This is a genomic window from Sphingopyxis soli (genome assembly GCF_018682675.1).
In the GTDB taxonomy this organism is placed as follows: Bacteria; Pseudomonadota; Alphaproteobacteria; order Sphingomonadales; family Sphingomonadaceae; genus Sphingopyxis; species Sphingopyxis soli.
This window is the reverse complement of sequence record NZ_JAFMTR010000042.1, coordinates 35,406-61,357: the sequence shown is the minus strand read 5'-3', so window position 1 is coordinate 61,357 and position 25,952 is coordinate 35,406. Positions and strand designations below refer to the sequence as shown.

The following is a 25,952-nucleotide window of genomic DNA, read 5'->3' as shown; positions in this document are numbered from 1 at the left end:
CTTTACAGCCTGCGATTCAGAAATCGATGGCAAGTCCCTTGAGTTCCCAATCGCCGTAGCGCACCGGATTGCGTCCGCCGGGCTGGTCCTCGGCCTTGTCCTCAAGCAAGGGTTCGGGCGCGGGAACGGGCTCGTTCGTCCAGCCTTCGGGCGGCTTCACATGCGCGGGGCGTTTCGTCGCGCGCGGCGTACCGCCCATCATCGATTTGCTATTGTCGGCCATGATCGCCGCAACATAGGCCTTGATATGTCCGCCGCCAACCAGAAGAGTGATCGCCCGCATGGCTGAACGGCGTCCAAACCGCCGGCGCGGCGCAAATGAACCCGACCCGCCCGGCACGGCACCGCGCCGCGCCGCGCTACGCCTGATCGATGCGATCCTGCGCCGCGGCGATCCGCTCGACCTCGCAGCCCATGCTGCGACGCAGGGGCTGGGCAGTGCCGATCGTGCCTTTGCGATCGCGATCGTGTCCGAAACGCTGCGCTGGATGGTCGCTATCGATGCGCTGATCGATAGCGCGACGGCGCAGCAACTGCCCGGCGACGTGAAATCCCGCGCGGTGCTTCGCATCGCGCTTGCACAGCTGCTCGTGTTGAAGAGCCCACCGCACGCGGTGGTTTCGACCGCGCTGCCGCTCGTCGCCGGTGGGCCGCGGCGGCTGGTACACGCGCTGCTGTCGCGCGCGCAGCAGGAAGAATGGGCGCTGCCGGACCAGGCAAGCCTGCCGCACGACGCTGCCGAGCGCTGGGCGGCGCAATGGGGTGATGGCGTAGCCGACGCGGCGGCGAAGGCGTGGAGCGTGCCGCCGCCCGTCGATCTCAGCTTCGCGGCCGACCCCGTGTCTGGCGAATGGACCGATGGCGTTGCGCTCGCGCCGCGTCATGTTCGCCTTGCGCGCGGACAGGCGGTCGAAAGTCTCCCCGGCTATCGCGAAGGCGGCTGGTGGGTGCAGGATCTCGCGGCCAGCCTTCCCGCGCGCCTGCTGGGAACGGGCGATGGCCGCCGTGTCCTCGACCTCTGCGCCGCGCCGGGCGGCAAGACTATGCAGCTTGCCGCAGCGGGCTGGGACGTCGTCGCGGTCGATGCGAGCGCGAAGCGGCTTGGGCGGCTTTCCGACAATCTTGACCGGACCGGCCTGACGGCGCAGGTCGTGCAGGGCGACATCCGCGTCTGGGAGCCATCGGCGCCCGCCGATGCGATCCTGCTCGACGCGCCTTGCTCCGCCACCGGAATTTTCCGTCGCCATCCCGACGTGCTGCATCGGATCGAAGCTCGCCAGATTACAGACATGGCGGAGCTGCAGGCCGCGCTGCTGGACCGCGCGGCGCGCTGGTTGAGGCCAGGCGGCACACTCGTCTATGCGACCTGCTCGCTTGAACGCGCCGAGGGGGAAGAGCGGATCGCCGCCTTCCTCGCCGATCATCCGGGCTGGGCCGTGGCCCCTGCCCTCGCCCACGAACTTCCCGGCGGCATCGTTCCCGACCCGAACGGCTTCATCCGCACCCTTCCGGGGATGCTGGCCCATGTTGGCGGGCTCGACGGCTTTTTCGCGGCCCGCCTGCGCGCGCCGTCAAGCTGAGCGGCGCGAGAGGCGATAGAGCGCCAGCTCGCCATAATCCTTGGCCAGGCGGACCTTGCCGACATAGTCGCAGTCGAAATCGCGCGCATTTTCAAGCGCCAGCATCGCCGCGAGCGGCTGGGTGCAATAGACCTGCCCGACCAGCGTGACGGGCTCGATCCGCGCGGTGCGCGTGACTTCGGTTCCGTACCACAGCTCGTTGCCGACGACGGGATCGACGCCGCGATAGATCGGGCCGAAGTGGATGCCGGTCCGCATCCCGGCCTTGTGCCCTTCGAGGCCGAGGCCGGGCGGCAGGACGTCGAGCCGTTCCTGCATCGCGAGCGCGATTCGCGCGGCGGTCGCGGGATTGTCGATTACCGCGTAAACCGCGTCGCCCCAGGTGTTGCGGAACAGTACCGCGTCGCCGAAATCGTCGAGGATTCGCCCGATCCCGCCCATCACCTCGGCCGCGAAGACCGGAAGCTCGGCCTCGCCGAGTTTCGAGAAGCCGGCGAAGTCCGCAAAGAGAATCGCGTAAAGGCCGCGCTGCGTCCCTTCGGGTGGTTTGGGGGCCGGAGGAAAGTCGAGATTGCGGTCAAGATTGCCGACCGGGATGGCCAGCGTCCGCTCGCCCCTGCCCCGCCACAGCGCGATATCGGCGTTGGTCCCGGCAATCTCGGCCCCCGATCGCGCGGCGAATTCGGGATCGACCACGGCGAGCTGGATCGCCTCGGTTTCGAGTTCGCGCGCGCGGAGCTTCGTGAGACCCATCGCAGTGTGCGAGCCGAGGATGAACTGGCAATCGTCGCTGACATAGCGCGCGTTGCTCGCGAAATGGACCATCGCTGCTCTCTGGCGGCAGCGAAGATAGCGCGGCACCCACGCCTCGCCCCCCGACTGCACCGATTGGGCGATGAAATCATCCTCTGCAAAGGGGAGCACGATGGTGAGGTCGATACCGCGATCGAGCGCCGCTTCGGCGAACAATATGTCGGCCCCGCACGCGAGCGGGCCGATCAGCGCAGAGAGCGGCTGCGTATCGAGCGCTTCGGCGATTGCGCGCGCGGCACGCGCCTCGCCTTCGCCGCCCGCGCGGAACATACGTCCGCAATAGACGCCGACGGGCGGCGGGCGCAGCAAGGCGACGATTGCCGCCGCGCGGGCGGCGTCGATCGCACCGCTTGCCGCGAGCCGCGCGATCTGGCGGCAGGTCGAAGCGCGATCCCCAGCTCGCGCAGTCGCCTGCGCGGCGGCGGCGGCATGGGCGAGCGCTTCCTCGCCGCGGCCGAGCAGCAACAGCGCCTCGACGAGCGTCGCCTGATCCCAATAATTGTCGGACGCGCCATTGGCCGCGATCGGACCCGCGAGCGCCGCCGCGCGATCGCGTTCGCCGAGCATCGCATAAAGGCTTGCGGCATTGATCGCCGGAAAGTCGGCGCCCGACGTCTTGAACGCATTCTCGTAAGCCGCTGCGGCCTTGCGAAGAAACAACGCCCGTTCGGCGCCCTCATGATCGAACGCCTCATCCTTCCAGATGCGCCCGGCGAGCGCGAGACTGTCGACGTCGCCCGTCGCCGCCAGGTCGAGTTGCTCGTAAAGATGCATCGCGCCGAGGCTGTCGCCCGACGCCGCGAGCGCGCGGACCATCAGGTAACGGAGGCGCGGACTATCGACGCCTTCGCGGCGCGCTGCAGCCGCGCAATCGAAGGCGCTAAGCGCATCGCCCTGCCCAAGGCGGTACGCGACTTCCGCCTCGACAGCGGCGCGGTCGGTCATTGCGCCGCGTCTTCGACCGATTTCAGCAGCGCGACATTGGCCTTCTCGATCGGTGACAGTTCGACCACATCGGAGGTCGGCTTGTACCAGGCGTAGCGACCAAAGACCTCCCGTAGCTCGGGGTCTTTGAAACGAAGCCCCTTTCGTGCAAAGATTTCGTTCCGCGCCAGACGGGCTTGTTGCTTCGTCAGCGGCGCAACGTCCGCAGGCGTCAGCTCGCGTGTCGAGGAGTCGGCGATAACCACTGGCCCATCCAGCTTCCCTTCATAGCCTTCGGATGCCGACGCCACCCCACCTTCGACCAGTCGGATATATTTGTGGAACATATATCCCGTCGTGCCGTCGGCCTTGCGCACGCGCCACCACTGCCCGGGCTGCTTGTAGGTCAAAAACTTCTCGCCCTCGAGTACCTTGCCGACAATCGGCGTATGCGTCCCCTGCCCCGCGCGGATATTGGTGAAGCCGTCGGGATCGTCGATCACCGCGGCGAGTGTGAAGGCTTCGGCCGGGTTTGATGTTGCCGACGCGGGGGCGGCCTCGACATTTTCGGCAGACGCCGCTGTCTCGGTCGGGGCCGAAGCCGCGACGGGTTCCGATGTTGGCCGGAGCAGTTTCCAGGCAAGCAGCGCGACCGCGATCACCGCCACGCCGAGCAGTGCCCACGGCAGGATGGACGGCTTGCGAGCGCCGGGTTGCGCCTGCCTGTTGTTCGGGGCCGGCCTCGGCGGCTCGGGCGCCGCGCCAGCCAGCGCGGCTTCCCGCCCGCATAGTTCCTCAAGGCTCATCAGCACCTTGCGCCAGCCGCGATGATCGGGCTCGCCATTCCAGTCGGCAAGCTCGGCAAACTGGATCTGGTTGAAGGGAAGCGGCGGCATGACATCGTCGATCGCCGTCTGCACCAGCTTCTTCTGGTTGCGTGCGACGTCGGCTTCGGCGCGGACCCATTCGGACTGCGCCGATTGGTGCGACCAGACGACGATCGCGGCCTTCGCGCTGCCGATCTTTTCGGTGATGACATCGCCGTAGGACCGGTGAGGCGGCAATTCGGCGTCCCACCACACGTCATAGCCGGCGACGGAAACTGCCTGCGCGATCTGTGCGACGCGCGCCTTGTTGTCGCGCGAGTAGGAAATGAAGACGTCGACCATCGGCTAGCCTCCCGTTTCGGGGAGGCTAGCCGCGGGTCCGTCGATTCGCCAGCCTCAGAAGACCGCCTTCGGCCTATCCTCCTTCATCATTGCCGCGCGCACCATCGGGATCGGCGGGCCGCCATAGGACAGGAATTCATCGTGAAAGGCTTTCCACTTCGTCCGGTCGCCTTTCGTCCAGTCGTCACGGAGCTTGCGGATCATCAGCTTGCCCATGGTGTAGTTGAGGTAGAGCGGGTCGTAGGTGCCGCGCGCCGCCTGCTGCTTGGCGTTACCGTCATCCTGATAGCATTGCTCCTTGAACAGCTTTTCCGAGTCCGCGACGGTCATCCCCTTGGTATGCAGCCCGATCGCCGAGAGATAGCGGCAGTCGCGGAGCAGCGCGTTCGAAAGCTGGCCGATATGCGTTTCGGGATCGCCATTGCCGAGCCCCGCATCCCACATCATTTCCTCGGTATAATGCGCCCAGCCTTCGGCGAAGGCATAGCCGACGAACAGCTTGCCGAAGATGCTTTCGGCGCGGTTCGAGTGGAGGAAGTTCAGGAAATGCCCGGGCCACACCTCGTGCACCGAGGTGAAAAGCAGATCCTTCTTGCCGGGAACGAACGCATCCTGCGTCGCCTTGTCCCACGTCGGATCGGGCGGCGAGATATAATAGACCGACGGCAGGCCTTTTTCATACGGCCCCGGAATGTCGATATAGGCACTGTTCTGGCGATTGTAGGGCGGTGATTCCTCGACCTGCGCCTGTTCGGTGCCGGGGATCGTCACAAGATCCTTCTCGACGAGGAAGGCGCGCAGCGTCGGGAGTTGGCGCCGCGCTTCGGCGACCGGACCGTCAGCCGGCTTGTCCGAGTTCATCTTCTTCATGCAATCGGCGATCGTCATCCCCGCGGCATAGGTCGCGCAGGCGGCCTTCAGCGCGTCCTGATTGCGCTTGAGGTCGGCTTGTCCGATGCGTTCCAGCTCATCCAGCGGCGTGTCGACCGCTTCGTTGGTCAGGATCATCCTGGCGAACTTGTCGGCGCCGATCGCATAGCCGTCGGCCGTGCCGGGTTTCGACCCGATATAGGCGGCGAGATCTTTCATCGACGCGGCGGCCTTCGCGGCTGCGTCATCGAACTGCTTCTGAAGTTCGGGGTCCTTGACTTCGGCGAACGCCTTCTTGGCGTCGCCGGTGTAATAGTCGGCGAAGCCGCCAAAACCCGCCGTGCCATATTTGACGAAGGTTGCGGGCAACGGCAGCTTGATATTTGTCTTGATCTGCTCGGCCGCCGCCGGAACTTTCCGGGCATAGGCGATGAAGGCCTTCATCCGCGTCGTCGCGTCGGCATAGGGGCGCGCGATATAGACGTTGGGATCGAGCTGGCCGACATAATAAGCCGGGTTCTTGTGCGGGAAATCGGCGTCCTTCAGGAAGAAGAGCTGGCCCTGCGCCACGTGGACAAGGTAGTCGCGTTCGAACTTTTCCGCATCGGTCATGTCGCCGTCGAACGCCTTGGCATCGGCGATCGTCTTTTCGAGGAAGGCGATCTGTTTGTTGAGCCCCTCGGGCGACCAGTCGGGGAGCTTGCCGTCGAATTCGTGCTTGCCCTGATAGACCGCGAAATTGGGGTTGAGCGGGAAATAGCCCGCGAGGAAATTATCGCGGAACTCGGTCCAGTTCTTCGCACCCGATGCCGATGCCGGCGTTTTGTCCGATGCGTTGCAGGCGGTCAGGACCAGCAGCGTCGCAGCCATCGCGGCGCCGCCGAAGCGGGCAAATTTACGCGTCATTCGATGATCTCCCTCAATCGATGGGCGGCTAGTGCCACCATGATCGGGCGATGACATCCGTAAATCGACGAACGGCATCGGCGAGGGCGACTGGACACCGGCGAATTCTCCGATAGGGCGGGAGGCGATGGCAACGATACTCCCTCCCGACGGCGACGAACCGGTGATGCCGGAATCGACGCCGAGAGCTCCCTCCCCACTCAGCTTTCCCGATTACCGCTATTATTGGGCGGCACGCTTCACCGCGGTGATGGCAACGATCGCGATGGTCGTCGTGATCGGATACCAGCTCTATGACACCGCGCGGACCGACTATGGCATGTCGATCAGGCAGGCGTCGTTCCAGCTCGGACTGCTCGGGCTCGTGCAGTTCATCCCGCTTGCGCTGCTGACGCCGGTCGCGGGTTGGGCGGCCGATCGGTTCGAGCGCCGCAGCGTTGCGATCTTCTCTAACCTGATCGACATCACGATCGCAGCCACACTCGGTTGGTTCACATGGGTCGGCGGGCTGACGCTGCCGCTGCTGTTCGGCCTTGCTGCGCTGCATGGGGTGGCGCGCGTCTTTTCGGGCCCCGCGATGAGCGCCATCGCGCCAAATATCGTTCCGCCCGCTGTACTCCCGCGGGCGATCGCGATGAGCAGCATCGCCTGGCAATCCGCTTCGGTTATCGGCCCGGCGGTCGGCGGCTTGATCTATGCCGCGCATCCGACGGCGGTCTATATCTTCGCGGCCATCCTCCTCGCCGTCTCGGCGTTCACGATCAGCCGTGTCCGCCCTGTGCTGCCACCGCCCGTCGAGGTGCGCCGCCATCCGCTGCGCGAGATGCTCGACGGCCTGAAGTTCGTCTGGATCGAGCGCTTTCTGCTCGGCACGATCACGCTCGACCTGTTCGCGGTGATCCTGTCGGGTGCGACCGCGATGCTGCCCGTCTATGCCCGCGACATCCTGCATGTCGGCTCGGAAGGGCTCGGGCTGCTGCGCGCGGCCCCCGCCTTGGGAGCGGCGATTGTGGCGCTGGGACTATCGTTCCGCCCGATCGAACGCAACGTCGGCGTGAAGATGCTTTGGGCAGTTGTTGTGTTTGGCCTCGCGACAGTGGCCTTCGGCCTGTCGACCAGCCTCCTGCTTTCGCTCGCGATGCTTGTCCTCCTCGGGGCGGCCGACATGTTCTCGGTCTTCGTGCGCGGGACGCTGATCCAGCTCAACACCCCCGATCATATGCGCGGCCGCGTCAGCGCAGCGTCGGGCCTCGCCATATCGGCGTCGAACGAGCTTGGCGAGATGCGGGCCGGCGCGATGGCCGCGGCGCTGGGTCCGGTTCCTGCCGTAGTCGTCGGCGGAGCGGCCGCGGTCGGTGTAACCGCACTTTGGGCATGGCTCTTTCCCGAACTGCGCCGCGCCAAGACCTTCGAACCGCAATTCAAACCGGCCGAATAGCGCATTTTTGCGGTCGCCCGAAAATGCAAAATCGGCTCGTCGCAAACTGCCTCCCATTCATCACAAAGTGATTGCCAATTAAAATAGTTGAATTACCTCGATTGCACCCGTCACCGCGGTTCCCCTCCCCCACCTCGATGGAGAACCCCCGATGCCCAGCGCCACCATACGCCACAAAATCCTGACCATTCCGGGGCTGCACAACAGCGGCCCGACCCATTGGCAGAGCCTGTGGGAGCACAAGTTCGCCGACTGTGAGCGAGTCGATCTCGGCCGATGGTCGAACCCCGACAAGGACGAATGGGTCAAGCGTATCGCCGAAGCGATCGACGCCGAAAGCGAGCCGGTGCTGGTCGCCGCGCACAGCCTCGGCTGCCATGCTTTCGCGCACTGGTTTGCCGCAGCCAGCGCGCTGACGCGCACGCGCATCGCCGGCGCGCTGCTCGTCGCGCCGCCCGAACTGGCGCGGTTGCGGCAAGAAAATCGCGTCTATGGCTTCAGCGACGCGCCGGGCTTCACCTCGCATACGCCGATGATCGTCGTCGCAAGCGACAATGACCCCTATGCCAAGACGGCGGACGTCTGGCGCCTGTCGCGGCAGTGGGATGCGCGTTTCGTCAACGCCGGGCCGTTCGGTCACATCAACGCGGATTCAGGGATCGGCGACTGGCCTTATGGACAGTATCTGCTCGCCTCGTTACAACCCCCGCCGCTGCCCGCCCTGGCCGACGAGACCAAGTGGCTGCGCGCCGGGGACTGGCCGAACCGGGTCCGTCTCGACCCGCGGTTCGAGTATAAAGAAAGAGCGCACCGATCATGAAAGCCAATTCGATCCTGGAGACCATCGGGAACACCCCGCACATCCGCGTGGCGAAGCTGTTCCCCGACGCCGAAGTCTGGGTGAAGTCGGAACGCAGCAACCCCGGCGGGTCGATCAAGGATCGTATCGGGCTTGCGATGATCGAGGCGGCCGAACGCGATGGCAGCCTGAAGGAAGGCGGCACCATCGTCGAGCCGACGTCGGGGAACACCGGCATCGGCCTCGCGATGGCGGCTGCCGTCAAAGGCTACAAGCTGGTTCTCGTCATGCCCGAGAGCATGTCGCTGGAGCGCCGCCGCCTGATGCTCGCCTATGGCGCAACCTTCGATCTGACCCCGCGCGAAAAGGGCATGAAGGGTGCGATCGAGCGCGCGATCGAGCTGGTCGAGACGACGCCCGGCGCGTGGATGCCGCAGCAGTTCGAGAATGAAGCGAACATCGACGTCCACGTCCGCACGACGGGGCCCGAAATCCTCGCCGATTTCAAGGACACGCCGATCGACGTGCTGATCACCGGCGTCGGCACCGGCGGCCATATCACGGGCACCGCGCAATTCCTGAAACAGCACTGGCCGAACCTGAAGGTCTACGCGGTCGAGCCCGCAGCCTCCCCCGTCATCTCGGGCGGCCAGCCCGCGCCGCACCCGATCCAGGGCATCGGCGCCGGCTTCATCCCGCGCAACCTGCACACCGATCTGCTCGACGGCGTAATCAAGGTCGATGCCGCCGCCGCCAAGGATTTCGCGCGCCGCGCCGCGACCGAAGAAGGCATGCTCGTCGGCATTTCGTCGGGCGCGACGCTTGCCGCGATCAGCCAGAAGCTCGCCGAATTGCCCCCCGGCACGCGCGTGCTCGGCTTCAACTACGACACCGGCGAGCGCTATTTGTCGGTTCCCGATTTCCTGCCCGAAATCTGATCTCCGCTGATGCGCCCCGAAGGCGAACAGGCGATGCCCCTGCGGCGCGACTGGACGGGCTGGTTGTTCGTCCTGATGACGGCCGCGGCGATCGTTGCCGTCCTCTACGCGAGCAACCATGCTGGGGCGGGCAAGCATGGTGTGCGCCCGCATCCGGTCGCACCGCCTGCCGACGTCGTTCCGGAGGTGGCGCCGGTCGAGTTGGCGCCGGTGAGCGAGGCCGACGCCAAGGCGCAGAATGCCGAAATCCCGCTCGTCACCAAGGGTTTCGTCGCCGCGCGCCCTTTCATCTACGCCGGTAGCGGCGACGGCCGCGCCCGCGCGCGCGACTGCCTTGCCGCCGCCATGCTCTATGAAGCGGGCGACGACGCCAAGGGCCAGCAGGCGGTCGGTCAGGTCGTCATCAACCGCGCGCGCCATCCCGCCTTTCCCAAGTCGATCTGCGGCGTCGTGTTCCAGGGTTCGGAGCGCACGACGGGGTGCCAGTTCACCTTCACCTGCGATGGCGCTCTCAATCGCCGCTATTCGGACGCCGCCTGGGCACGTGCGCAGGCGAATGCGGAGATGATGCTGTCGGGGACGACCTATCCCAAGGTCGGGCTCGCGACGCATTATCACACCGACTGGGTGCGTCCCTATTGGAGCGACAGCCTCGAGAAGATCGCGGTCGTCGATACGCACCTCTTCTTCCGCTGGCCGGGCTTCTGGGGAACGCCCGGCGCGTTTCGCGGTCTGGTGTCGGGCAACGATGCCGGAATCGTTAAGATGGCGGCGCTGTCGCCCTCGCACGCGCTGGCGATCGGAACGCTGCCGCCGGTGGAACTGGCCGGCGTCGATGCCAACGCCGCCGTCGGCGAGGCCAAGCTCGTCCCCGGCGCGGGCGAGAAAGCGGGACGCGACACCATCTATGTTTCGCTCGACCGCCGCGCGACGCCCGAGAGTTTTGTGACCACGGCGCTCAGGCTCTGCGGCGAGAAGCCCTATTGCAAGTTCATGGGCTGGACCAACCCGATGCTGAAGCCCGACAGCGACGCGATGAGCGACATGCAGCGATCGGCGATGACCTTTTCCTACCTCCGCGACGACAGGGCGGGGTTCGAGAAGGCGCTGTGGAATTGCAGCGAGTATAAGCGCGACGATGTGCGCCAGTGCATGAAGCGGTAGCGGCCGACTCTTCGTGAATGTCGGATTTGGAGCGGCGGGTTCACCGGGATCAGCGCTGCCTGAATGTCCAAAGTTCAGGAAAGTTCAGCCCATTGCGTCGCCCATTTGTGCCCGGGAGCGCTGCCGAACCCATCCTGCCCGCCTTGCCGCGGCGCGACGCCGTCATCTACCGGATGAAGGCTGGCACAGCCGGATAATGTAGGACAGACCTTTCTTCGCGTCTGCCTTGGGGTGGGGAGCAGTCGCAAGCTCCTCCCTGTGGCGCAGCCATGGGGAGGGAGATCGCTCGCGAAGCGATTGGTGGAGGGGCCGCGACGTCGGCGCGAAAGCCCCTCCGTCAGCGCTTCGCGCAGCCACCTCCCCATCGCTGCGCGACAGGGAGGGCCTTATCGCCGCAATCGGTCGAAACCGGGCGCAACCCGCGCTATCCGTGCGGCTTGATCAGATATTTCTCGCCGGTGCGCTTCGCGTTGTAGGCCTGCGCCGTGTCGATATCCAGCGCCTCGGTCAACGAGATCTCGTGGCTGTAGTGGCTCTTGAACGTCGTTGTCAGCTCGTCGACCACGCGCTTGCGCATCCGACCCACCGTTTCCATCCCGGCCTTCGCCATGAACGGCGTCAGCAGGAAGCCTCCGAGCGCCCAGGTCAGGCCGAAACTGCGCGCCGAGAAGGTCGTCGGCGACAGGTCGAGCGCGCCGTAGATATAGACCTGTTTGAACGTGTCCGAACCATAGCGGCTGTAGGTCGTCATCTTGCGGACCGCCGCAGCTTCCATTGCGGTCAGGATCTGCCCCGCCAGCTTGCCGCCGCCGGTCGCGTCGAAACCGATCGTGGCGCCGGTCTCGGCGATCGCATCGACGAGGCGATCCATGAAGTCGTCGGCGCTGCTGTTGACGATATGCTGCGCACCGATGCCCTTCAGTATCTCGACCTGCGCGTCGCTGCGCACGATGTTGACCAGCGGGATGCCGTCTTTCGCGCAGATCTTCACGAGCATCTGGCCGAGGTTCGACGCGGCCGCCGTGTGGACGATCGCGCTGTGGTTCTCCATCCGCATCGTTTCGGTGAAAGCGAGACTGGTCAGAGGATTGACGAAGCAGGAGGCGCCGTCGACCGGATCGGTGCCGTCGGGCAGCGGCATCGTCATCTGAACGGGAAGGCAACGATATTCAGCATACATCTCGCCGCCGAGCAGCGCGACGGTCTTGCCGACGAGCGCCTGCGCTTCGGGCGAGTCGCCGGCCTTGATGACCACGCCGCAGCCTTCGTTGCCGATCGGCAGCGCGTCGCCGATCCGCCCGCCCATCGCGCGCATGCCCGCGGGCGGGACATCGGCGGTGATCATCGGGAGTCCGTCCCTTTCCCCGGCGCGGGCGGTCGCCATGTCGGCCCCGCCGAACAGCAGGCCGAGGTCGGACGGATTGATCGGCGTCGCGAGCACCTTCACCAGCACCTCGTGCGGCTTGGGCTCGGGCATCGGGCGGCGCTCGAAATAGACCTCGAGCTGCCCCTCGGGCTTCACGATGGTCACCATGACGGTGTTGGTGGTGGGCAAATCGGTCATCGCGCATCTCCCGGTGTTCGGTTTTTGGATGAAACTGGTTTAGGGGGAGCAGGACGCCGAGGCAATCGCGAAGCTTGGATGGAGGTAGCTTCTTCGAAATGTGGAGCCGCCTTTCAAATCCCGTCATGCTGAAACAAGTTCAGGATGACGATAGCATGAGTGTCGAGATTCGTCCGAAACGGGAACCTATTCAACGACAAATTCGCCCGCCAGGCGCAGCACCTCGTCCGCCAGCTCCTTCCGGCAGATCAACAGGTCGGGGAGATAGGGGTTCGCGCAGTTATAGACGAGCGGCGAGCCGTCGGCGCGGCTGACGTGGAGGCCTGCCGCGATCGCGACCGCCGCCGGCGCGCAATTGTCCCACTCATATTGGCCGCCGGTGTGGAGATAAATATCCGCTTCGCCCCGGACGACCGCCATCGCTTTCGCGCCTGCCGAGCCCATGGCGACCAGATCGGCGCCCATTTTTTCGGCGACATAGACGGCTTCGGCTGCCGGCCTGGTGCGGCTCACGAGCATTTTCAGCGGCGCATTGGCCGGCGCAAGCGGCGTCGGCGATCCTGAGGTGAGCATAAGCCCGAGGCCCGGCAACGCCACTGCGCCCACCGTCGGCACTCCGTCGACCGCGAGCGCGACATGGACCGCCCAGTCGCTGCGTCCCTCGCTATATTCGCGGGTGCCATCAAGCGGATCGACGATCCACGCGCGGCTGACGCCGCAGCGCGCAACATTATCCTTTTCTTCCTCGGACAGGATCGCGTCGTCGGGGCGCGCGGCGCGGAGTTCGTCCATCAGCATGGCGTTCGCCCGTGCGTCGCCGACCCTGCCGAGCGCCTTGTCGACGAATTCGCCAGATGCCCGAAGGTCGAGCAAGATCTCACCCGCAGCATTTGCGAGCCGTTCGGCCAGATGTTCGTCCGTTTCCCCCACAGTCACACTCTATCCCAGCAAGCGATCGATGATCAGGTCCGCCGCTTCATCGGGTGTCATCGCGGTCGTGTCGATCCGGATTTCCGGCTGCTCGGGCGCCTCATAGGGGCTGTCGATGCCGGTGAAATTCTTGAGCTGTCCGGCGCGCGCCTTTTTGTAGAGACCCTTCACGTCGCGCTTCTCGGCTTCGGCAAGCGGCGTGTCGATGAAGATTTCGAGGAACTCGCCTTCGGGCAGCATCGATCGCACCATGTCGCGCTCGGCCTTGAAGGGGGAGATGAAGGCGGTGATGACGATGAGCCCGGCATCGGTCATCAGCTTCGCCACCTCTCCGACGCGGCGGATATTCTCGATCCGGTCGGCCTCGGTGAAGCCAAGGTCGCGGTTGAGCCCGTGGCGGACATTGTCGCCGTCGAGCAGGAAGCTGTGGCGGTTCATCCGGTGCAGCTTCTTCTCGACGAGGTTGGCGATTGTCGACTTGCCCGAACCCGAGAGGCCGGTGAACCAGAGCAAGGCGGGCTTCTGGTTCTTGAGGTCCGCGCGCATCTCGCGGCTGATGTCGGTCGCCTGCCAATGGACATTCTGCGCGCGGCGAAGGCTGAAGTGCAGCATCCCCGCCGCGACGGTGGCGTTGGTGAGCTTGTCGATCAGGATGAACCCGCCGAGCGCATGCTTGTCCGCATAGGCTTCGAAAACGATCGGCTTGTCGGTCGACAGTTCGACGACGCCGATGCCGTTGAGGTCGAGCGTCTTCGCCGCGAGATGGTCGAGCGTGTTGACGTTGATCTCGTACTTCGGCTGCTGGATAGTCGCCGACACCGTCTGCGTCGCAAGTTTCAGCCAATAGGCGCGGCCCGCGATCATCGCCTCGTCGGCCATCCAGACGAGCGTCGCCTCGAACTGGTCGGCTGCCTCGGGCGGCGCATCGGCGGCGGCGATCACGTCGCCGCGCGAGCAGTCGACCTCATCGGCAAGCGTGAGCGTCACCGACTGGCCGGCGACGGCTTTATCGAGATCGCCGTCGAGCGTAACGATACGATCGACGGTTGTCGTCTTGCCGCTGGGCAGGATGCGCACCGGATCGCCGGGCTGGACCGTCCCGCTCGCGAGTTGGCCCGAGAAGCCGCGAAAATCGAGATTGGGGCGGTTCACCCATTGCACCGGCATTCGGAAGGGCTTCGTCTCGTCGGCCGCGGCGCCGATCTCGACTGCCTCGAGGTGCTCGATCAGCGCCGGGCCCCTGAACCAGGGTGTGTTCGCCGAAAGCGCGGTGATATTGTCGCCCTTGAACCCCGAGATGGGGATCGGGGTAAAGTGGGTGATCCCGATCTCGCTCGCGAACGCGCGGTAGGCGAGCGTAATGCGATCAAAGACGGCCTTGTCGTACCCGACAAGGTCCATCTTGTTCACCGCCAGAACGATGTGCCGGATACCGAGCAGGTGCGCGAGGAAGCTGTGCCGCCGCGTCTGCGTCAGCACGCCCTTGCGCGCATCGATCAGGATGACGGCGAGGTCGGCGGTCGAGGCGCCGGTCACCATATTGCGCGTATATTGCTCGTGCCCCGGCGTGTCGGCGACGATGAACTTGCGTTTTTCGGTCGTGAAGAAGCGATAGGCGACGTCGATCGTGATCCCCTGTTCGCGCTCCGCGGCGAGGCCGTCGACGAGCAGCGCGAAGTCGATCTCCTGCCCCTGTGTGCCAACGCGCTTGCTGTCGGCTTCGAGCGCGGCGAGTTGGTCCTCGAAGATCATCTTGCTGTCGTAGAGCAGGCGGCCGATCAAGGTCGACTTGCCGTCGTCGACCGAACCGCAGGTGATGAAGCGCAGCAGCGACTTCCTTTCGTGAGCCGCGAGATAGGCGTCGATATCTTCGGCGATCAGCGCGTCGGTGACATAAACAGGATCGGTCATTTAGAAGTACCCCTCCTGCTTCTTCTTTTCCATCGAGGCATCACCGCCATCCTTGTCGATGATGCGGCCTTGCCGTTCGCTGGTCGTCGTCAGCAACATTTCCTGGATCACCTCGGAAAGCGTCGTCGCCTCGCTTTCGACCGCGCCCGTCAACGGGTAGCAGCCGAGGGTGCGGAAGCGCACCGAACGTTCCACCGGAACCTCGCCATCCTCGAGCGGAAAGCGGTCGTCGTCGACCATCAGCAGCAGGCCGTCGCGTTCCACCGTGGGGCGCGGGGCGGCGAAGTAGAGCGGTACGATCGGGATATTTTCGCGCGCGATATATTGCCAGATGTCGAGCTCGGTCCAGTTCGAGATCGGAAAGACGCGGATGCTCTCTCCCTTGGCCTTGCGGGCGTTGTAGAGGTTCCAAAGCTCGGGTCGCTGCTTCTTCGGGTCCCAGCCGTGGGTCGCGGTGCGGAAGGAAAAGATGCGTTCCTTCGCACGGCTCTTTTCCTCGTCGCGCCGCGCGCCGCCAAAGGCCACGTCGAAGCCGTGGAGGTCGAGCGCCTGCTTCAGCCCCTCGGTCTTCCACATGTCGGTGTGCAGCGGGCCGTGGTCGAACGGGTTGATCCCGCGCGCCTTCGCCTCGGGGTTCTGATGGACGATCAGCTCCATACCGCTCTCGGCGGCCATGCGGTCGCGCATGTCGTACATCGCCTTGAACTTCCAGGTCGTGTCGACGTGCAGCAAAGGGAATGGCGGCGGCGAGGGATAGAAGGCCTTTCGCGCGAGATGGAGCATCACCGCGCTGTCCTTGCCCACGGAATACAGCATCACCGGCTTCGCCGCATCGGCCATCACTTCGCGCATGATATGGATGCTCTCGGCCTCGAGCCGGTCGAGATGGGTCAGTGTATCGGTCATGCCCCGCCCTTGCCGCCCCGGCCGAGGGCGATCAAGCTGTATGGCCTTTCGGGGGGGCAAGCCAGACTTGAAAGCTCAGCCATTGACCCTCGCCTCCTGCCATTCGGCGGCGGCGCGTTGGATGGCCGGAAGAGCACGGGAGAGACGTTGCTCCATCTCGGGCTGGGCACGCCACGCGGGATCGATGAAGAGGCCGAGTTCGCGGCGGAAGTCGTAGCCGCTCACCTTGATCGGAACGACTCCGTCAATCGCCAGCGAGACGGGCGCGGTCGTGATCCCGATCCCCGCCGCGACCATGCGCAGGCAGCGGTCGTCGCTGTCGCTGCGCAGCGCGAAGCGCGGGCGGACGCGGTGGCGGGTGAAGAAGCGGCTGGTCGCGTCGAGAAACTCGCACGAGCGGCGCGCGATCATCGTCTCGGGCGCCAGCGCCTCGGGCGAGACCGCATCCTGCCCCGCCAATGGATGCCCCGTCCCGACGAACATCACCATCGGTTCCTCGAACAGCGAAACGACATTGGCACCGCGCTCGCCCGACCGGAGCGGGACGAGCGCCATGTTGAGGCGGCCGCCGTGAATGGCTGCGCGGAGTTCGGAGTCGCTATTCTCGCCGATCTCCAAAGCGAAATCGCGCGAAAGCAAGGCGGCGACGGTCTGGAAAAACTCGCCGGGCACCGAGCGGATCGTCCCGAGCCTGAGCACCGGTTTGTCGCTCTCTTCGCCCCGGCCGAAGCCGTCGGCGGTACGGAAACCCCGCTCAAGATCGCGCGCGATCGGCAGGAACCGGCCGCCGGCTTCGGTGAGACGAATCTGGCGGCGGTTACGGATGAAGAGCGGCGCGCCGACAAGACGCTCGAGATCGGCCACGCCGGTCGATAGCGCGGGCTGGGTGACCCGGATTTGCTGCGCGGCACGCGTAAAGCTGCCCGCGTCGACGACGGCGAGGAACTGCCGGATGTGCGAGCGCTTTATCATAAGATTTTCTTATACTGATACGTATGAAGTTTCAATTTTCATATGAAGATGCTTTGAGGCACAACCGGGCCATGTTCCGACCCTGATCAAAGGGATGCTCATGCGCGCCACCCCCGATTTCGATTTTGCGCTCGGCGAGACCGCCGACATGATCCGCGACACGACCGCCCGCTTCGCCGACGAACAGATCGCGCCGCTCGCGGCCAAGGCCGATGCCGAGGACTGGTTCCCGCGCGACGAGCTGTGGACGCAGATGGGCGCGCTCGGTCTGCACGGGATCACCGTTGAGGAAGAATTTGGCGGGCTCGGGCTCGGCTATCTGGAGCACGTCATCGCGGTCGAGGAAGTCAGCCGCGCGAGCGCCGCGATCGGCCTGTCCTATGGCGCGCACTCGAACCTCTGCGTCAACCAGATCCGCCGCTGGGGCAATGCCGCGCAGAAGGCGAAATATCTGCCCAAGCTGATCAGCGGCGAGCATGTCGGCAGCCTCGCGATGTCCGAAGCGGGCGCCGGCAGCGACGTCGTTTCGATGAAGCTGAAGGCGGACAGGGTTCAGGGCGGCTACGTCCTCAACGGCACGAAATTCTGGATCACCAACGCGACCTACGCCGACACGCTGGTCGTCTATGCCAAGACCAGCCCCGACGCGGGATCGCGCGGGATCACGGCGTTCCTGATCGAAAAGGATATGCCGGGGTTCAGCATCGGGCAGAAGATCGACAAGGTGGGTATGCGCGGATCGCCGACCGCCGAGCTGGTCTTTACCGACTGCGAGGTCAGCGAAGAGCAGGTGATGGGGCCCGAAAACGGCGGCGTCGGCGTGCTGATGTCGGGGCTCGACTATGAGCGCGTCGTGCTCGCAGGGCTCCAGCTCGGGATCATGCAGGCGTGCCTCGACACGGTCATTCCCTATGTTCGCGAGCGCAAGCAGTTCGGCAAACCGATCGGATCGTTCCAGCTGATGCAGGCGAAGGTCGCCGACATGTATGTCATGCTCCAGTCGGCGCGCTCCTATGTCTACAACGTCGCCAAGGCGTGCGACGCGGGGCAGACCACGCGCTTCGACGCCGCGGGGGCGATCCTGCTCGCAAGTGAGAATGCGGTGAAGGTCGCGGGCGAGGCGATCCAGGCGCTCGGCGGCGCGGGCTACACGAAGGACTGGCCGGTCGAACGCTACTGGCGCGACGCCAAGCTGCTCGACATCGGCGCGGGCACGAACGAAATCCGCCGCATGCTGATCGGCCGCGAGCTGATCGGCGCCGGCGCGTGATCTGGCTCTGGCTGTCGGCCGCCTTCATGGCGTCGACCGCCGCAGTTCACGGCTTTCTGGGCGAACGGCGGCTAATCCGGCCGCTGATGACGCGCGATCAGGGCGTGATGGGCATCGATCTGGCGCGCAGGGTGTTCCGGCTGGCGTGGTATGCGCTGTCGGTGCTGATGCTGGTGTCGGCGGCGGCGGTCGTCTGGCCCGGCACGCCGCGCGATCTTATCCTGCTGATTGGCGCAGCCTGGACCGCGACCGGCCTGTTCGATGCGGTCTATACGCGTGGCAAGCATATCGGCTGGCCGTTCCTGACTGCGTCGGGCATCCTCGCCGTTATCGGCGCGTTGGCTTAGGGTCAGGATCTTAGTATGCGCGGCCTCGTCCATCACATCGACCTGACGGTCACCGACAAGGAGCGGTCGCGTGTCTTTTACGACGCGGTGCTTGGCTTCCTCGGCTATCGCCGCGCCGCCGATTATGACCATGGCAGCGACTGGGACCGCGAAGGCGAGCCCTTCCATTCGATCGGGATTCTGGAGGCACGCGGCGCAGGGGCGGAGCGGCCACACGATCGCTACTCGCCGGGGCTTCATCACCTTGCATGGACCGCCGAAAGCCGCGAGGATGTCGATGCGCTCCACAATCTGCTGCGCAGCATCGATGCGACCGTGCTCGATGCGCCTGCCGACTATCCGCGCTACGGCCCCACCTATTACGCCGTCTTCTTCGCCGATCCTGACGGACTGAAACTGGAGTTCGTGTTCGGGGCCACCGGCGCATGACCGACACCCTGCTCGACGCGCTGCAATATTATGGCGCCGCCGCCTCGACGCTCGCGGCGCTGCTTGTCTCGCTCAATCTCGGCGAGCGGTGGACCGGCTGGGCCTTCGTGATCTTCGTGACGAGCAGCCTTGCGCTGATCGGCTGGGGATTTCTGCAACCCGACAGCGAGGGGATCGGCTGGCAGAATGTCGCGCTGCTGTGCATCAATCTGGTCGGCGTTTACAGCCACCTGATCCGCAAGAAGCCCACGAAAAAGAATGAGGGCGGAGCATGACGCCCCGCCCCCGTAGATCAGCCCCAGACGCGCACGCGCTTGTCGGGCGCGAGGTAGAGCTTGTCGCCTTCCTTGACATCGAAGGCTTTGTACCAGGCGTCGAGGTTGCGGACGGTGAGCGCGCGGTACATACCCGGCGCGTGGCCGTCGGTCGCGATCCGCGCGCGCAGCGCCTCGTCGCGCATCTTCGTCGCCCACGTCTGCGCATAGGCGATGAAGAAACGCTGGTCGCCGGTGAAGCCGTCGATCACCGGCGCTTCCTGCCCGTTCAGCGACGCGCGGTACGCGTCATAGGCCGCCTGCAACCCGGCGACGTCGGCGATATTCTCGCCCAGCGTGAGCTTGCCGTTGACCGCAAGGTCGGGGAACGGCTTGTAGCTGTCGTATTGCGCCGCGAGCGCCGCGCCCGCAGCGTTGAACTTCGCAAGGTCCGCAGCGGTCCACCAGTTGCGGAGCGCGCCGCTTGCGTCGAACGCGGCGCCGTTATTGTCGAAACTGTGGCTGATCTCGTGGCCGATGACCGCACCGATCGCGCCATAATTATAGGCCGGATCGGCCTTGGCGTTGAAGAAGGGCGGCTGCAGGATCGCGGCGGGGAAATTGAGCGCGTTCTGGACCGGCAGGTTCACCGCATTGACCGTCTGCGGGACCATCCACCATTCGCCCTTGTCGAGCGGCTTGCCGATCTTCGCGAGCTGGTGCGCATATTCGGCTTTCTCGCCCGCAACCATGTTCGCATAGGCGTCGGTCGCGCTGACCGTGTAGCGGCCATAGTCGCGCCAGGTCTCGGGATAGCCGACGCCGACGACGATCGTTTCGACCTTCTTGATCGCTTCCTTTTTGGTTTCGGGCGCCATCCAGTCGATCGTCTCGACGCGCTTCGCGAACGCGGCCTTGATCCCCTTCACCATGTCGCCGACCTCGGCCTTCGCAGGCGCCGGGAAATATTTCTCGGCATAGACGCGGCCGACCGCGTCGCCGAGATAGATGTTCAGCGCGTCGAGCGCGCGCTTGTCGCGGCTGCGCTGCTCCGGCGTGCCCGCAAGCGCCGTCCCGTAAAAGGCGAAATGCGTCTTGTCGAGCGCCGACGGCAGGACGTCGGTGTGCGTGTTGATCTGGTGAAACGCCAGCCAGTCCTTCCACGCCTCGAGCGGCTCCGACGCCACAAGCGCCGACAGGCCGGTGATCGCGCGGGCGTGGTAGGCGCCGAATTTCGACACATTGCCCAGGCCGGCGGCGGCGAAATAGGCATCCCAGTCGAGCCCCGGCGCCTTCCTGGCGAAATCGGCTTTCGTCCAGACGCCCGCCGACTTCGCGAAGTCTTCGCTATCGGCGCGGTTGGCGTGCGCCTTTGCGATCTTGACCTCGAGGTCGTAGATGCGTTTCGCCTTCGCCGCGGCGTCGCTCTGCCCCGCTTCGGTCAGCAGCTTGGCGATATAGGCCTGATATTGCGTGCGCAGCGTGGCCATTTTCGGATCGGCCGACAGATAATATTCGCGCTCGGGCATCCCGAGCCCGCCCTGCAGAACATAGGGAATGACCTCGCCCGGCGTCGCGAGACCCTGCGTCACGAATATGCCGAACAGATTTTCGGTTTCGAAGTCGGTGGCGTTGAGCGGGTCGACGTCGGCGCGCGTCTGCTCGCCCAGCACCTTCGCGAGCCCGGCCTTGTCGGAGATCGCGGCAAAGCGGGCGAGGTCGGCTTCGACCGGCTTCATGCCCGCGGCGTCGATCGCCTTGGTGTTGGTGTAGGCCTTGTAGAAAGCGGCGATGCGGCCGTCGTCGGTCTTCGGGTCGCCGCCGCTCTTGACGATCGCGTCGACCAGCTCGCGGGTGCGCTTCTCGGTTTCGAGAAACGCCGTGTAGAAGGCGCCGGTCGACGAACGATCAGCCGGGATTTGGGTCGTTTTCTGCCAGTTGCCGTTGGCATAGGCGTAAAAGTCGTCGCCCGGTTTGACGCTGGGATCCATCGCCGCCTTGCTGATGCCGAGTTCGGTCCCGACGGTGTAGGCGGCGCTTTCCTTGTCGCCCTTCGAACAGGCGACGGGCCCCGCGACGATCGCGGCGGTCGAAAGCAGAATGGCAAAGACGGCTTTTTTCATTGGGCTAACCTTGTTTTTCAGGGGGCACGCGGCGGGCATAGGCCTGCGGCCAGATGGTTTCAATGCCAACCATTTTCGGCCTGCGGTGCTTGTTCGTCGACGAGCGGCAGGATAATCGGACCTGCCCACAGAGGAGAGATTGCGACGTGAGCGCGCCAATATTGGGAACGATGATCAACCCTGACAGTGATGGCTTTCGCGCCAATGCTGCGCATAATCGCGCGCTGCGCGACGAGCTCTATGCGCGCGTCGCGGAAGCGGCGCTGGGCGGCAACGAGAAGTCGCGCGAGCGGCACACGAGCCGCGGCAAGCTGCTGCCGCGCGAGCGCGTCGAACGGCTGCTCGATCCGGGCTCGCCGCTCCTCGAGATCGGCCAGCTCGCCGCGTGCGATATGTATGAGGGCGAGGTTCCCGGCGCGGGCATCATAGCGGGGATCGGCCGCGTGTCGGGGCGGCAGGCGATGATCGTCTGCAACGACGCGACCGTGAAGGGCGGCACTTACTATCCGATGACGGTGAAGAAGCATCTCCGCGCGCAGGAGATTGCCGAGACGAACCGCCTGCCCTGTATCTACCTTGTCGACAGCGGCGGCGCCAACCTGCCGCATCAGGATCAGGTGTTTCCCGACCGCGATCACTTCGGGCGCATCTTCTTCAATCAGGCGAACATGTCGGCGAAGCGCATCCCGCAGATCGCCTGCGTTATGGGCAGCTGCACCGCGGGCGGCGCCTATGTTCCCGCGATGAGCGACGAGACGGTGATCGTGCGGGGTCAGGGCACGATCTTCCTCGCCGGGCCGCCGCTGGTGAAGGCGGCGACGGGTGAGGAGATCAGCGCCGAAGACCTTGGCGGGGGCGACCTGCACGCCAAGAAATCGGGCGTCGTCGACCATCTTGCCGAAAATGACGAACATGCGCTGACGATCGTGCGCGATATCGTCAGCCACCTCGGTGCCGACGAGGGCTTCAAGGTCGCGATGAAGGAACCGCGCCCGCCGAAATATGATCCCGAAGAGCTGTACGGGATCATCCCGCAGGACGTCCGCGCGCCTTATGACGTCCACGAGGTCATCGCGCGCATCGTCGACGGCAGCGAGTTTCACGAATTCAAGGCGAACTACGGCGCCACCCTGGTGTGCGGCTTCGCGCATATCTGGGGCATCCCGGTCGCGATCCTCGCCAACAACGGCGTGCTGTTCAGCGAGTCCGCGGTCAAGGGCGCGCATTTCATCGAGCTGGCGCAGCAGCGGCGCATCCCCCTGCTCTTCCTCCAGAACATCAGCGGCTTCATGGTCGGCGGCAAATATGAGGCCGAGGGAATCGCCAAGCATGGCGCGAAGCTGGTCACCGCGGTCGCGACGGCGACAGTGCCGAAGATCACGGTGCTGATCGGCGGCAGCTTCGGTGCTGGCAATTATGGCATGTGCGGGCGGGCTTATAGCCCACGCTTCCTGTTCAGCTGGCCCAACAGCCGGATCAGCGTGATGGGCGGCGAGCAGGCGGCAAGCGTGCTGGCGACGGTCCACCGCGACGCCGACAAATGGACGCCCGAAGAGGCCGAAGCCTTCAAGGCGCCGATCCGCCAGAAGTACGAGGACGAAGGCAACCCCTATCACGCCACCGCGCGGCTGTGGGACGATGGCATCATCGATCCTGCACAGACGCGCGATGTGCTCGGGCTGGCCTTTGCGGCAACGCTGAACGCCCCGGTCGAGGACCGAGGGTTCGGCGTGTTCAGGATGTGATGCGATGGGCATTCAAATTTCTCCCCGGAACGGGGAGGTGGCCCCGCAAAGCGGGGTCGGAGGGGTCGACACCTCGCCATCTGGTGCTTGCAGATGACCGATAGCGCCTGGCCCCTCCACCACCCTTCGGGTGGTCCCCCTCCCCGTTCCGGGGAGGATTTGGCGCGTGTACGGCATCGGATGGTGGGCGCGCCGGACAAGACAGTGAAGCTCGCCCGCAAGCTGCGGCGGGAAATGACGTTGCCTGAAGGGCTTTTGTGGCGCGAGCTGCGGGGCAAGCGGACCGGACTGAAATTTCGGCGCCAGTTTCCAGTGCTCGACTACGTCGCCGATTTCGCGTGTATCGAAATTCGACTGCTGATTGAAGTCGATGGGATGGCACATGCCCTGGCCGGGCGCCCCGAACGGGACGCGCGGCGCGACCGGATTTTGACCGAGAGAGGATGGCAGATCGTGCGGATAGCAGCGAGTGAAGTTCTGAAGGACGCTGCGGCGACAGCTCAATCCATCGCAACCTTCGCTGCCAGCTTGCGGCCCCTCCACCATCCTGCGGATGGTCCCCCTCCCTCCCCGCCTACGCGGGGACAGGCTGGGGAGGATCGTGCATGATCCAGTCCCTCCTCATCGCCAATCGCGGCGAGATCGCCTGCCGCATCATCCGCACCGCGCGCGAGATGGGCATTCGAACCGTTGCGGTCTATTCGGACGCCGACGCCAAGGCGCTGCATGTGCGCGAGGCTGACGAGGCGGTGCATATCGGGCCGTCGCCGGCGCGCGAATCCTATCTGGTGGGCGAGAAGATCATCGCCGCCGCCAAGGCGACCGGGGCCGAGGCGATCCATCCGGGTTATGGTTTCCTGTCCGAGAATGCCGAGTTCGCGCAGTCGGTCGCCGATGCGGGGCTGGTGTGGGTCGGGCCAAAGCCGTCCTCAATCACCGCGATGGGGCTCAAGGACGCCGCCAAGAAGCTGATGGCCGAGGCGGGCGTACCGGTGACGCCGGGCTATATGGGCGAGAACCAGGACCCGGCCTTCCTCGCCGAGCAGGCGGGTCAGATCGGCTATCCTGTGCTCATCAAGGCGGTCGCAGGCGGCGGCGGCAAGGGGATGCGGAAGGTGGATGCCGCGGCGGACTTCGTCGACGCGCTTGCCTCGTGCCAGCGCGAAGCCGCTGCCTCGTTCGGCAACGACCATGTGCTGATCGAAAAATATATCCTGACCCCGCGCCATATCGAGGTGCAGGTGTTCGGCGATACGCATGGCAATGTTGTCCACCTGTTCGAGCGCGACTGCTCGCTGCAGCGCCGCCACCAGAAGGTGATCGAGGAAGCCCCCGCCCCCGGCATGGACGAGGCGACGCGCGCCGAACTCTGCGCCGCCGCGGTGCGCGCGGCAAAGGCGGTCGATTATGTCGGCGCGGGGACGATCGAGTTCATCGCCGACGCCAGCGAAGGCCTGCGCGCCGACCGCATCTGGTTCATGGAGATGAACACGCGGCTGCAGGTCGAGCATCCGGTGACCGAGGAGATTACCGGGGTCGATCTGGTCGAATGGCAGCTCCGCGTCGCGTCGGGGGAGCCGATCCCGCTGACGCAGGACGAGCTGGCGATCAACGGTTGGGCGATGGAAGCGCGGCTTTATGCGGAGGATCCCGCGAAGGGCTTTCTGCCGAGCATTGGTACGCTCGAACTATTCCAGCTTCCCGAACATCTCGGCCGCATCGACACCGGCGTATATGAAGGCGCCGAGGTTTCGCCTTTCTATGACCCGATGATCGCCAAGGTCATCGCCTATGGCGAGGATCGCGAGGAAGCGCGCGAACTCTTGTCGGAGATGCTGGAGGACAGCGCGATCTGGCCGGTGAAGACCAATTCGGCCTTTCTGATCGCCGCGCTCGACCATCCCGACTTCGTCTCGGGCACGGTCGATACCGGCCTGATCGGCCGCGATGGCGACAGCATGACCGCCGAGCCGATGCCGACCGAGACCGCGCTGACCAATGCCGCGATGGCGATGGTCCCGCGGTCGCTGCAGTCGGGCTTCCGTCTCAACGCGCCGGATGTCCGGACGGCGCCCTTCCTGCTCGACGGCAAGCGCGTCGATGTGACGCTGCACGGCCCCGGCGCCGAGGAGCCCGCGCCCGCGATGCTCGTCGCCGAGAGCGGCGCCGTGTGGCAGCTCTCCCCCTGGCGCGCCGCCGGTAGCGCAAGCGGCGGCGCCAGCGACGGGGCGATCCTGTCGCCGATGCCGGGCAAGATCATCGCGGTCGATGTCGCCGCGGGCGACACGGTGACCAAGGGGCAGAAATTGCTGACGCTCGAGGCGATGAAGATGGAGCACAGCCTGACCGCGCCGTTCGACGGCGTGGTCGCCGAGCTCAACGCGACCGCTGGCGCGCAGGTGCAGGTCGAGGCGCTGCTCGCGAAGATCGAGGCCGCCGAGTGAGCGAGCTTATCCTTCGCGACGCGACGGTAGCGGACCTTCCCGCCATTCTCGCCATGCTCGCGGAGGATACGATTCCCGCGAACCGCGAGGCCGATCCGTCGGACCCGCGCTATCTGGCGGCGTTCGAGGCGATCGACGCCGACTCCAACCAGCGGCTGATCGCCGCCGAGCTGAACGGCCGCGTCGTGGGCACGATGCAGCTCAGCTTCCTGCCGGGGCTTTCCTTCGTCGGGAGCTGGCGCGGGCTGATCGAGGCGGTGCGCATTGCCGCCGACCTGCGCGGCCAAAAGCTTGGCGAAAAGATGATCCTGTGGGCGGTCGAGCAATGCCGCGCGCGCGATTGCAAGCTGGTTCAGCTCACATCGTCGGCCAAACGCACCGACGCGCACCGCTTTTACGCCCGGCTCGGCTTCGTGCAGAGCCATGTCGGCATGAAATTGCATTTGAGGGACTGAC

23 protein-coding genes are annotated in these 25,952 nt (G+C 65.3%); 13 read left to right on the top strand and 10 right to left on the bottom strand.

What is annotated here, in order from left to right:
* Positions 1-16: 16 nt before the first annotated feature.
* Positions 17-283: a DUF1674 domain-containing protein gene (locus tag J1N50_RS05845; RefSeq protein WP_343227847.1), complete on the bottom strand. Its 267-nt coding sequence runs from the start codon at positions 281-283 to the stop codon at positions 17-19.
* On the opposite strand from J1N50_RS05845, the gene J1N50_RS05840 reads away from it, so the two are divergent.
* Positions 282-1,580 carry an RsmB/NOP family class I SAM-dependent RNA methyltransferase gene (locus J1N50_RS05840; RefSeq protein WP_215351001.1) on the top strand — a complete coding sequence of 433 codons (1,299 nt, stop codon included), beginning with the start codon at positions 282-284 and terminating at the stop codon, positions 1,578-1,580. The genes J1N50_RS05845 and J1N50_RS05840 overlap by 2 nt on opposite strands.
* Here J1N50_RS05840 and J1N50_RS05835 read toward each other — a convergent pair.
* The 3 genes from J1N50_RS05835 to J1N50_RS05825 are packed head-to-tail and all read right to left on the bottom strand — an operon-like array spanning position 1,572 to position 6,262.
* Complete coding sequence (locus J1N50_RS05835) at positions 1,572-3,338, bottom strand: adenylate/guanylate cyclase domain-containing protein (RefSeq protein ID WP_215350998.1); 1,767 nt, start codon at positions 3,336-3,338, stop codon at positions 1,572-1,574. The genes J1N50_RS05840 and J1N50_RS05835 overlap by 9 nt on opposite strands.
* Complete coding sequence (locus tag J1N50_RS05830; RefSeq protein ID WP_215350995.1) at positions 3,335-4,486, bottom strand: TIR domain-containing protein; 1,152 nt, start codon at positions 4,484-4,486, stop codon at positions 3,335-3,337. The genes J1N50_RS05835 and J1N50_RS05830 overlap by 4 nt, the downstream gene beginning before the upstream one ends.
* Positions 4,487-4,540: 54 nt before the next feature.
* Positions 4,541-6,262 (bottom strand): DUF885 domain-containing protein, encoded by a 1,722-nt coding sequence (locus J1N50_RS05825; protein WP_215350992.1) that lies wholly within the window; start codon positions 6,260-6,262, stop codon positions 4,541-4,543.
* 127 nt (positions 6,263-6,389) lie between these two features.
* Between J1N50_RS05825 and J1N50_RS05820 the strand changes: the two genes are divergently transcribed.
* The 4 genes from J1N50_RS05820 to J1N50_RS05805 all read left to right on the top strand — a co-directional run bounded on the left by J1N50_RS05820 (position 6,390) and on the right by J1N50_RS05805 (position 10,601).
* The gene (locus J1N50_RS05820) at positions 6,390-7,700 is read left to right on the top strand and encodes an MFS transporter (protein WP_215350989.1); all 1,311 of its coding nucleotides are present in this window, start codon (positions 6,390-6,392) and stop codon (positions 7,698-7,700) included.
* Between the two features lie 151 nt (positions 7,701-7,851).
* On the top strand, positions 7,852-8,520 hold the full coding sequence (locus J1N50_RS05815; protein WP_215350985.1) for an RBBP9/YdeN family alpha/beta hydrolase: 669 nt from the start codon (positions 7,852-7,854) through the stop codon (positions 8,518-8,520).
* Positions 8,517-9,437 (top strand): cysteine synthase A, encoded by a 921-nt coding sequence (gene cysK, locus J1N50_RS05810; RefSeq protein ID WP_215350982.1) that lies wholly within the window; start codon positions 8,517-8,519, stop codon positions 9,435-9,437. Before J1N50_RS05815 ends, cysK begins: the two co-directional genes overlap by 4 nt.
* A 9-nt stretch (positions 9,438-9,446) precedes the next feature.
* Positions 9,447-10,601, top strand: a complete 1,155-nt coding sequence (locus tag J1N50_RS05805) for a cell wall hydrolase (protein WP_215350979.1) — start codon at positions 9,447-9,449, stop codon at positions 10,599-10,601.
* A gap of 424 nt (positions 10,602-11,025) precedes the next feature.
* Here the strand turns inward: J1N50_RS05805 and J1N50_RS05800 are convergent, their stop codons facing one another.
* From J1N50_RS05800 to J1N50_RS05780, 5 genes are all read right to left on the bottom strand, one after another.
* On the bottom strand, positions 11,026-12,165 hold the full coding sequence (locus J1N50_RS05800; protein ID WP_215350976.1) for a zinc-binding dehydrogenase: 1,140 nt from the start codon (positions 12,163-12,165) through the stop codon (positions 11,026-11,028).
* A gap of 186 nt (positions 12,166-12,351) precedes the next feature.
* On the bottom strand, positions 12,352-13,095 hold the full coding sequence (locus J1N50_RS05795) for a 3'(2'),5'-bisphosphate nucleotidase CysQ (protein ID WP_343227846.1): 744 nt from the start codon (positions 13,093-13,095) through the stop codon (positions 12,352-12,354).
* 9 nt (positions 13,096-13,104) lie between these two features.
* Positions 13,105-15,006, bottom strand: coding sequence for a sulfate adenylyltransferase subunit CysN (gene cysN / locus J1N50_RS05790; RefSeq protein ID WP_215350970.1), 1,902 nt, complete (start codon positions 15,004-15,006; stop codon positions 13,105-13,107).
* Positions 15,007-15,912 carry a sulfate adenylyltransferase subunit CysD gene (cysD, locus tag J1N50_RS05785; RefSeq protein WP_215350966.1) on the bottom strand — a complete coding sequence of 302 codons (906 nt, stop codon included), beginning with the start codon at positions 15,910-15,912 and terminating at the stop codon, positions 15,007-15,009. It abuts the gene before it with no gap.
* Positions 15,913-15,987: 75 nt separating this feature from the next.
* Positions 15,988-16,884 carry a LysR family transcriptional regulator gene (locus J1N50_RS05780; RefSeq protein WP_215350963.1) on the bottom strand — a complete coding sequence of 299 codons (897 nt, stop codon included), beginning with the start codon at positions 16,882-16,884 and terminating at the stop codon, positions 15,988-15,990.
* A 100-nt stretch (positions 16,885-16,984) separates the two neighbouring features.
* Between J1N50_RS05780 and J1N50_RS05775 the strand changes: the two genes are divergently transcribed.
* Genes J1N50_RS05775 through J1N50_RS05760 form a run of 4 tightly spaced genes read left to right on the top strand, consistent with a single transcriptional unit; the run spans position 16,985 to position 19,205 of the window.
* A complete protein-coding gene (locus J1N50_RS05775; protein WP_215350960.1) occupies positions 16,985-18,154 on the top strand; it encodes an isovaleryl-CoA dehydrogenase in 1,170 nt (389 codons plus the stop codon).
* Positions 18,151-18,501, top strand: a complete 351-nt coding sequence (locus J1N50_RS05770) for a hypothetical protein (protein WP_215350958.1) — start codon at positions 18,151-18,153, stop codon at positions 18,499-18,501. Before J1N50_RS05775 ends, J1N50_RS05770 begins: the two co-directional genes overlap by 4 nt.
* A gap of 15 nt (positions 18,502-18,516) precedes the next feature.
* Positions 18,517-18,930, top strand: a complete 414-nt coding sequence (locus tag J1N50_RS05765; protein ID WP_215350955.1) for a VOC family protein — start codon at positions 18,517-18,519, stop codon at positions 18,928-18,930.
* Positions 18,927-19,205, top strand: a complete 279-nt coding sequence (locus J1N50_RS05760) for a hypothetical protein (RefSeq protein WP_215350952.1) — start codon at positions 18,927-18,929, stop codon at positions 19,203-19,205. The genes J1N50_RS05765 and J1N50_RS05760 overlap by 4 nt, the downstream gene beginning before the upstream one ends.
* Before the next feature lie 17 nt (positions 19,206-19,222).
* Here the strand turns inward: J1N50_RS05760 and J1N50_RS05755 are convergent, their stop codons facing one another.
* Positions 19,223-21,307 (bottom strand): M13 family metallopeptidase, encoded by a 2,085-nt coding sequence (locus tag J1N50_RS05755; protein WP_215350949.1) that lies wholly within the window; start codon positions 21,305-21,307, stop codon positions 19,223-19,225.
* A gap of 146 nt (positions 21,308-21,453) precedes the next feature.
* Here J1N50_RS05755 and J1N50_RS05750 point away from each other — a divergent pair, with 146 nt between their 5' ends.
* From J1N50_RS05750 to J1N50_RS05735, 4 genes are all read left to right on the top strand, one after another.
* Positions 21,454-23,052, top strand: coding sequence for a carboxyl transferase domain-containing protein (locus tag J1N50_RS05750; protein ID WP_215350947.1), 1,599 nt, complete (start codon positions 21,454-21,456; stop codon positions 23,050-23,052).
* A gap of 180 nt (positions 23,053-23,232) precedes the next feature.
* On the top strand, positions 23,233-23,661 hold the full coding sequence (locus J1N50_RS05745) for an endonuclease domain-containing protein (RefSeq protein ID WP_215350944.1): 429 nt from the start codon (positions 23,233-23,235) through the stop codon (positions 23,659-23,661).
* The gene (locus tag J1N50_RS05740; RefSeq protein WP_215350941.1) at positions 23,658-25,496 is read left to right on the top strand and encodes an acetyl/propionyl/methylcrotonyl-CoA carboxylase subunit alpha; all 1,839 of its coding nucleotides are present in this window, start codon (positions 23,658-23,660) and stop codon (positions 25,494-25,496) included. The genes J1N50_RS05745 and J1N50_RS05740 overlap by 4 nt, the downstream gene beginning before the upstream one ends.
* Positions 25,493-25,951 carry a GNAT family N-acetyltransferase gene (locus J1N50_RS05735; protein ID WP_215350938.1) on the top strand — a complete coding sequence of 153 codons (459 nt, stop codon included), beginning with the start codon at positions 25,493-25,495 and terminating at the stop codon, positions 25,949-25,951. Before J1N50_RS05740 ends, J1N50_RS05735 begins: the two co-directional genes overlap by 4 nt.
* Position 25,952: the final 1 nt, after the last annotated feature.

What these genes read in the sequence shown, in the direction of transcription:
- J1N50_RS05840 (WP_215351001.1), top strand. Translation starts at nt 282, where the DNA reads ATGGCTGAACGGCGTCCAAACCGCCGGCGCGGCGCAAATGAACCCGAC.
- J1N50_RS05845 (WP_343227847.1), bottom strand. Translation starts at nt 283, where the DNA reads ATGCGGGCGATCACTCTTCTGGTTGGCGGCGGACATATCAAGGCCTAT.
- J1N50_RS05835 (WP_215350998.1), bottom strand. Translation starts at nt 3,338, where the DNA reads ATGACCGACCGCGCCGCTGTCGAGGCGGAAGTCGCGTACCGCCTTGGG.
- J1N50_RS05830 (WP_215350995.1), bottom strand. Translation starts at nt 4,486, where the DNA reads ATGGTCGACGTCTTCATTTCCTACTCGCGCGACAACAAGGCGCGCGTC.
- J1N50_RS05825 (WP_215350992.1), bottom strand. Translation starts at nt 6,262, where the DNA reads ATGACGCGTAAATTTGCCCGCTTCGGCGGCGCCGCGATGGCTGCGACG.
- J1N50_RS05820 (WP_215350989.1), top strand. Translation starts at nt 6,390, where the DNA reads ATGGCAACGATACTCCCTCCCGACGGCGACGAACCGGTGATGCCGGAA.
- J1N50_RS05815 (WP_215350985.1), top strand. Translation starts at nt 7,852, where the DNA reads ATGCCCAGCGCCACCATACGCCACAAAATCCTGACCATTCCGGGGCTG.
- cysK (WP_215350982.1), top strand. Translation starts at nt 8,517, where the DNA reads ATGAAAGCCAATTCGATCCTGGAGACCATCGGGAACACCCCGCACATC.
- J1N50_RS05805 (WP_215350979.1), top strand. Translation starts at nt 9,447, where the DNA reads ATGCGCCCCGAAGGCGAACAGGCGATGCCCCTGCGGCGCGACTGGACG.
- J1N50_RS05800 (WP_215350976.1), bottom strand. Translation starts at nt 12,165, where the DNA reads ATGACCGATTTGCCCACCACCAACACCGTCATGGTGACCATCGTGAAG.
- cysN (WP_215350970.1), bottom strand. Translation starts at nt 15,006, where the DNA reads ATGACCGATCCTGTTTATGTCACCGACGCGCTGATCGCCGAAGATATC.
- cysD (WP_215350966.1), bottom strand. Translation starts at nt 15,912, where the DNA reads ATGACCGATACACTGACCCATCTCGACCGGCTCGAGGCCGAGAGCATC.
- J1N50_RS05780 (WP_215350963.1), bottom strand. Translation starts at nt 16,884, where the DNA reads ATGATAAAGCGCTCGCACATCCGGCAGTTCCTCGCCGTCGTCGACGCG.
- J1N50_RS05775 (WP_215350960.1), top strand. Translation starts at nt 16,985, where the DNA reads ATGCGCGCCACCCCCGATTTCGATTTTGCGCTCGGCGAGACCGCCGAC.
- J1N50_RS05765 (WP_215350955.1), top strand. Translation starts at nt 18,517, where the DNA reads ATGCGCGGCCTCGTCCATCACATCGACCTGACGGTCACCGACAAGGAG.
- J1N50_RS05760 (WP_215350952.1), top strand. Translation starts at nt 18,927, where the DNA reads ATGACCGACACCCTGCTCGACGCGCTGCAATATTATGGCGCCGCCGCC.
- J1N50_RS05755 (WP_215350949.1), bottom strand. Translation starts at nt 21,307, where the DNA reads ATGAAAAAAGCCGTCTTTGCCATTCTGCTTTCGACCGCCGCGATCGTC.
- J1N50_RS05745 (WP_215350944.1), top strand. Translation starts at nt 23,233, where the DNA reads ATGGTGGGCGCGCCGGACAAGACAGTGAAGCTCGCCCGCAAGCTGCGG.
- J1N50_RS05740 (WP_215350941.1), top strand. Translation starts at nt 23,658, where the DNA reads ATGATCCAGTCCCTCCTCATCGCCAATCGCGGCGAGATCGCCTGCCGC.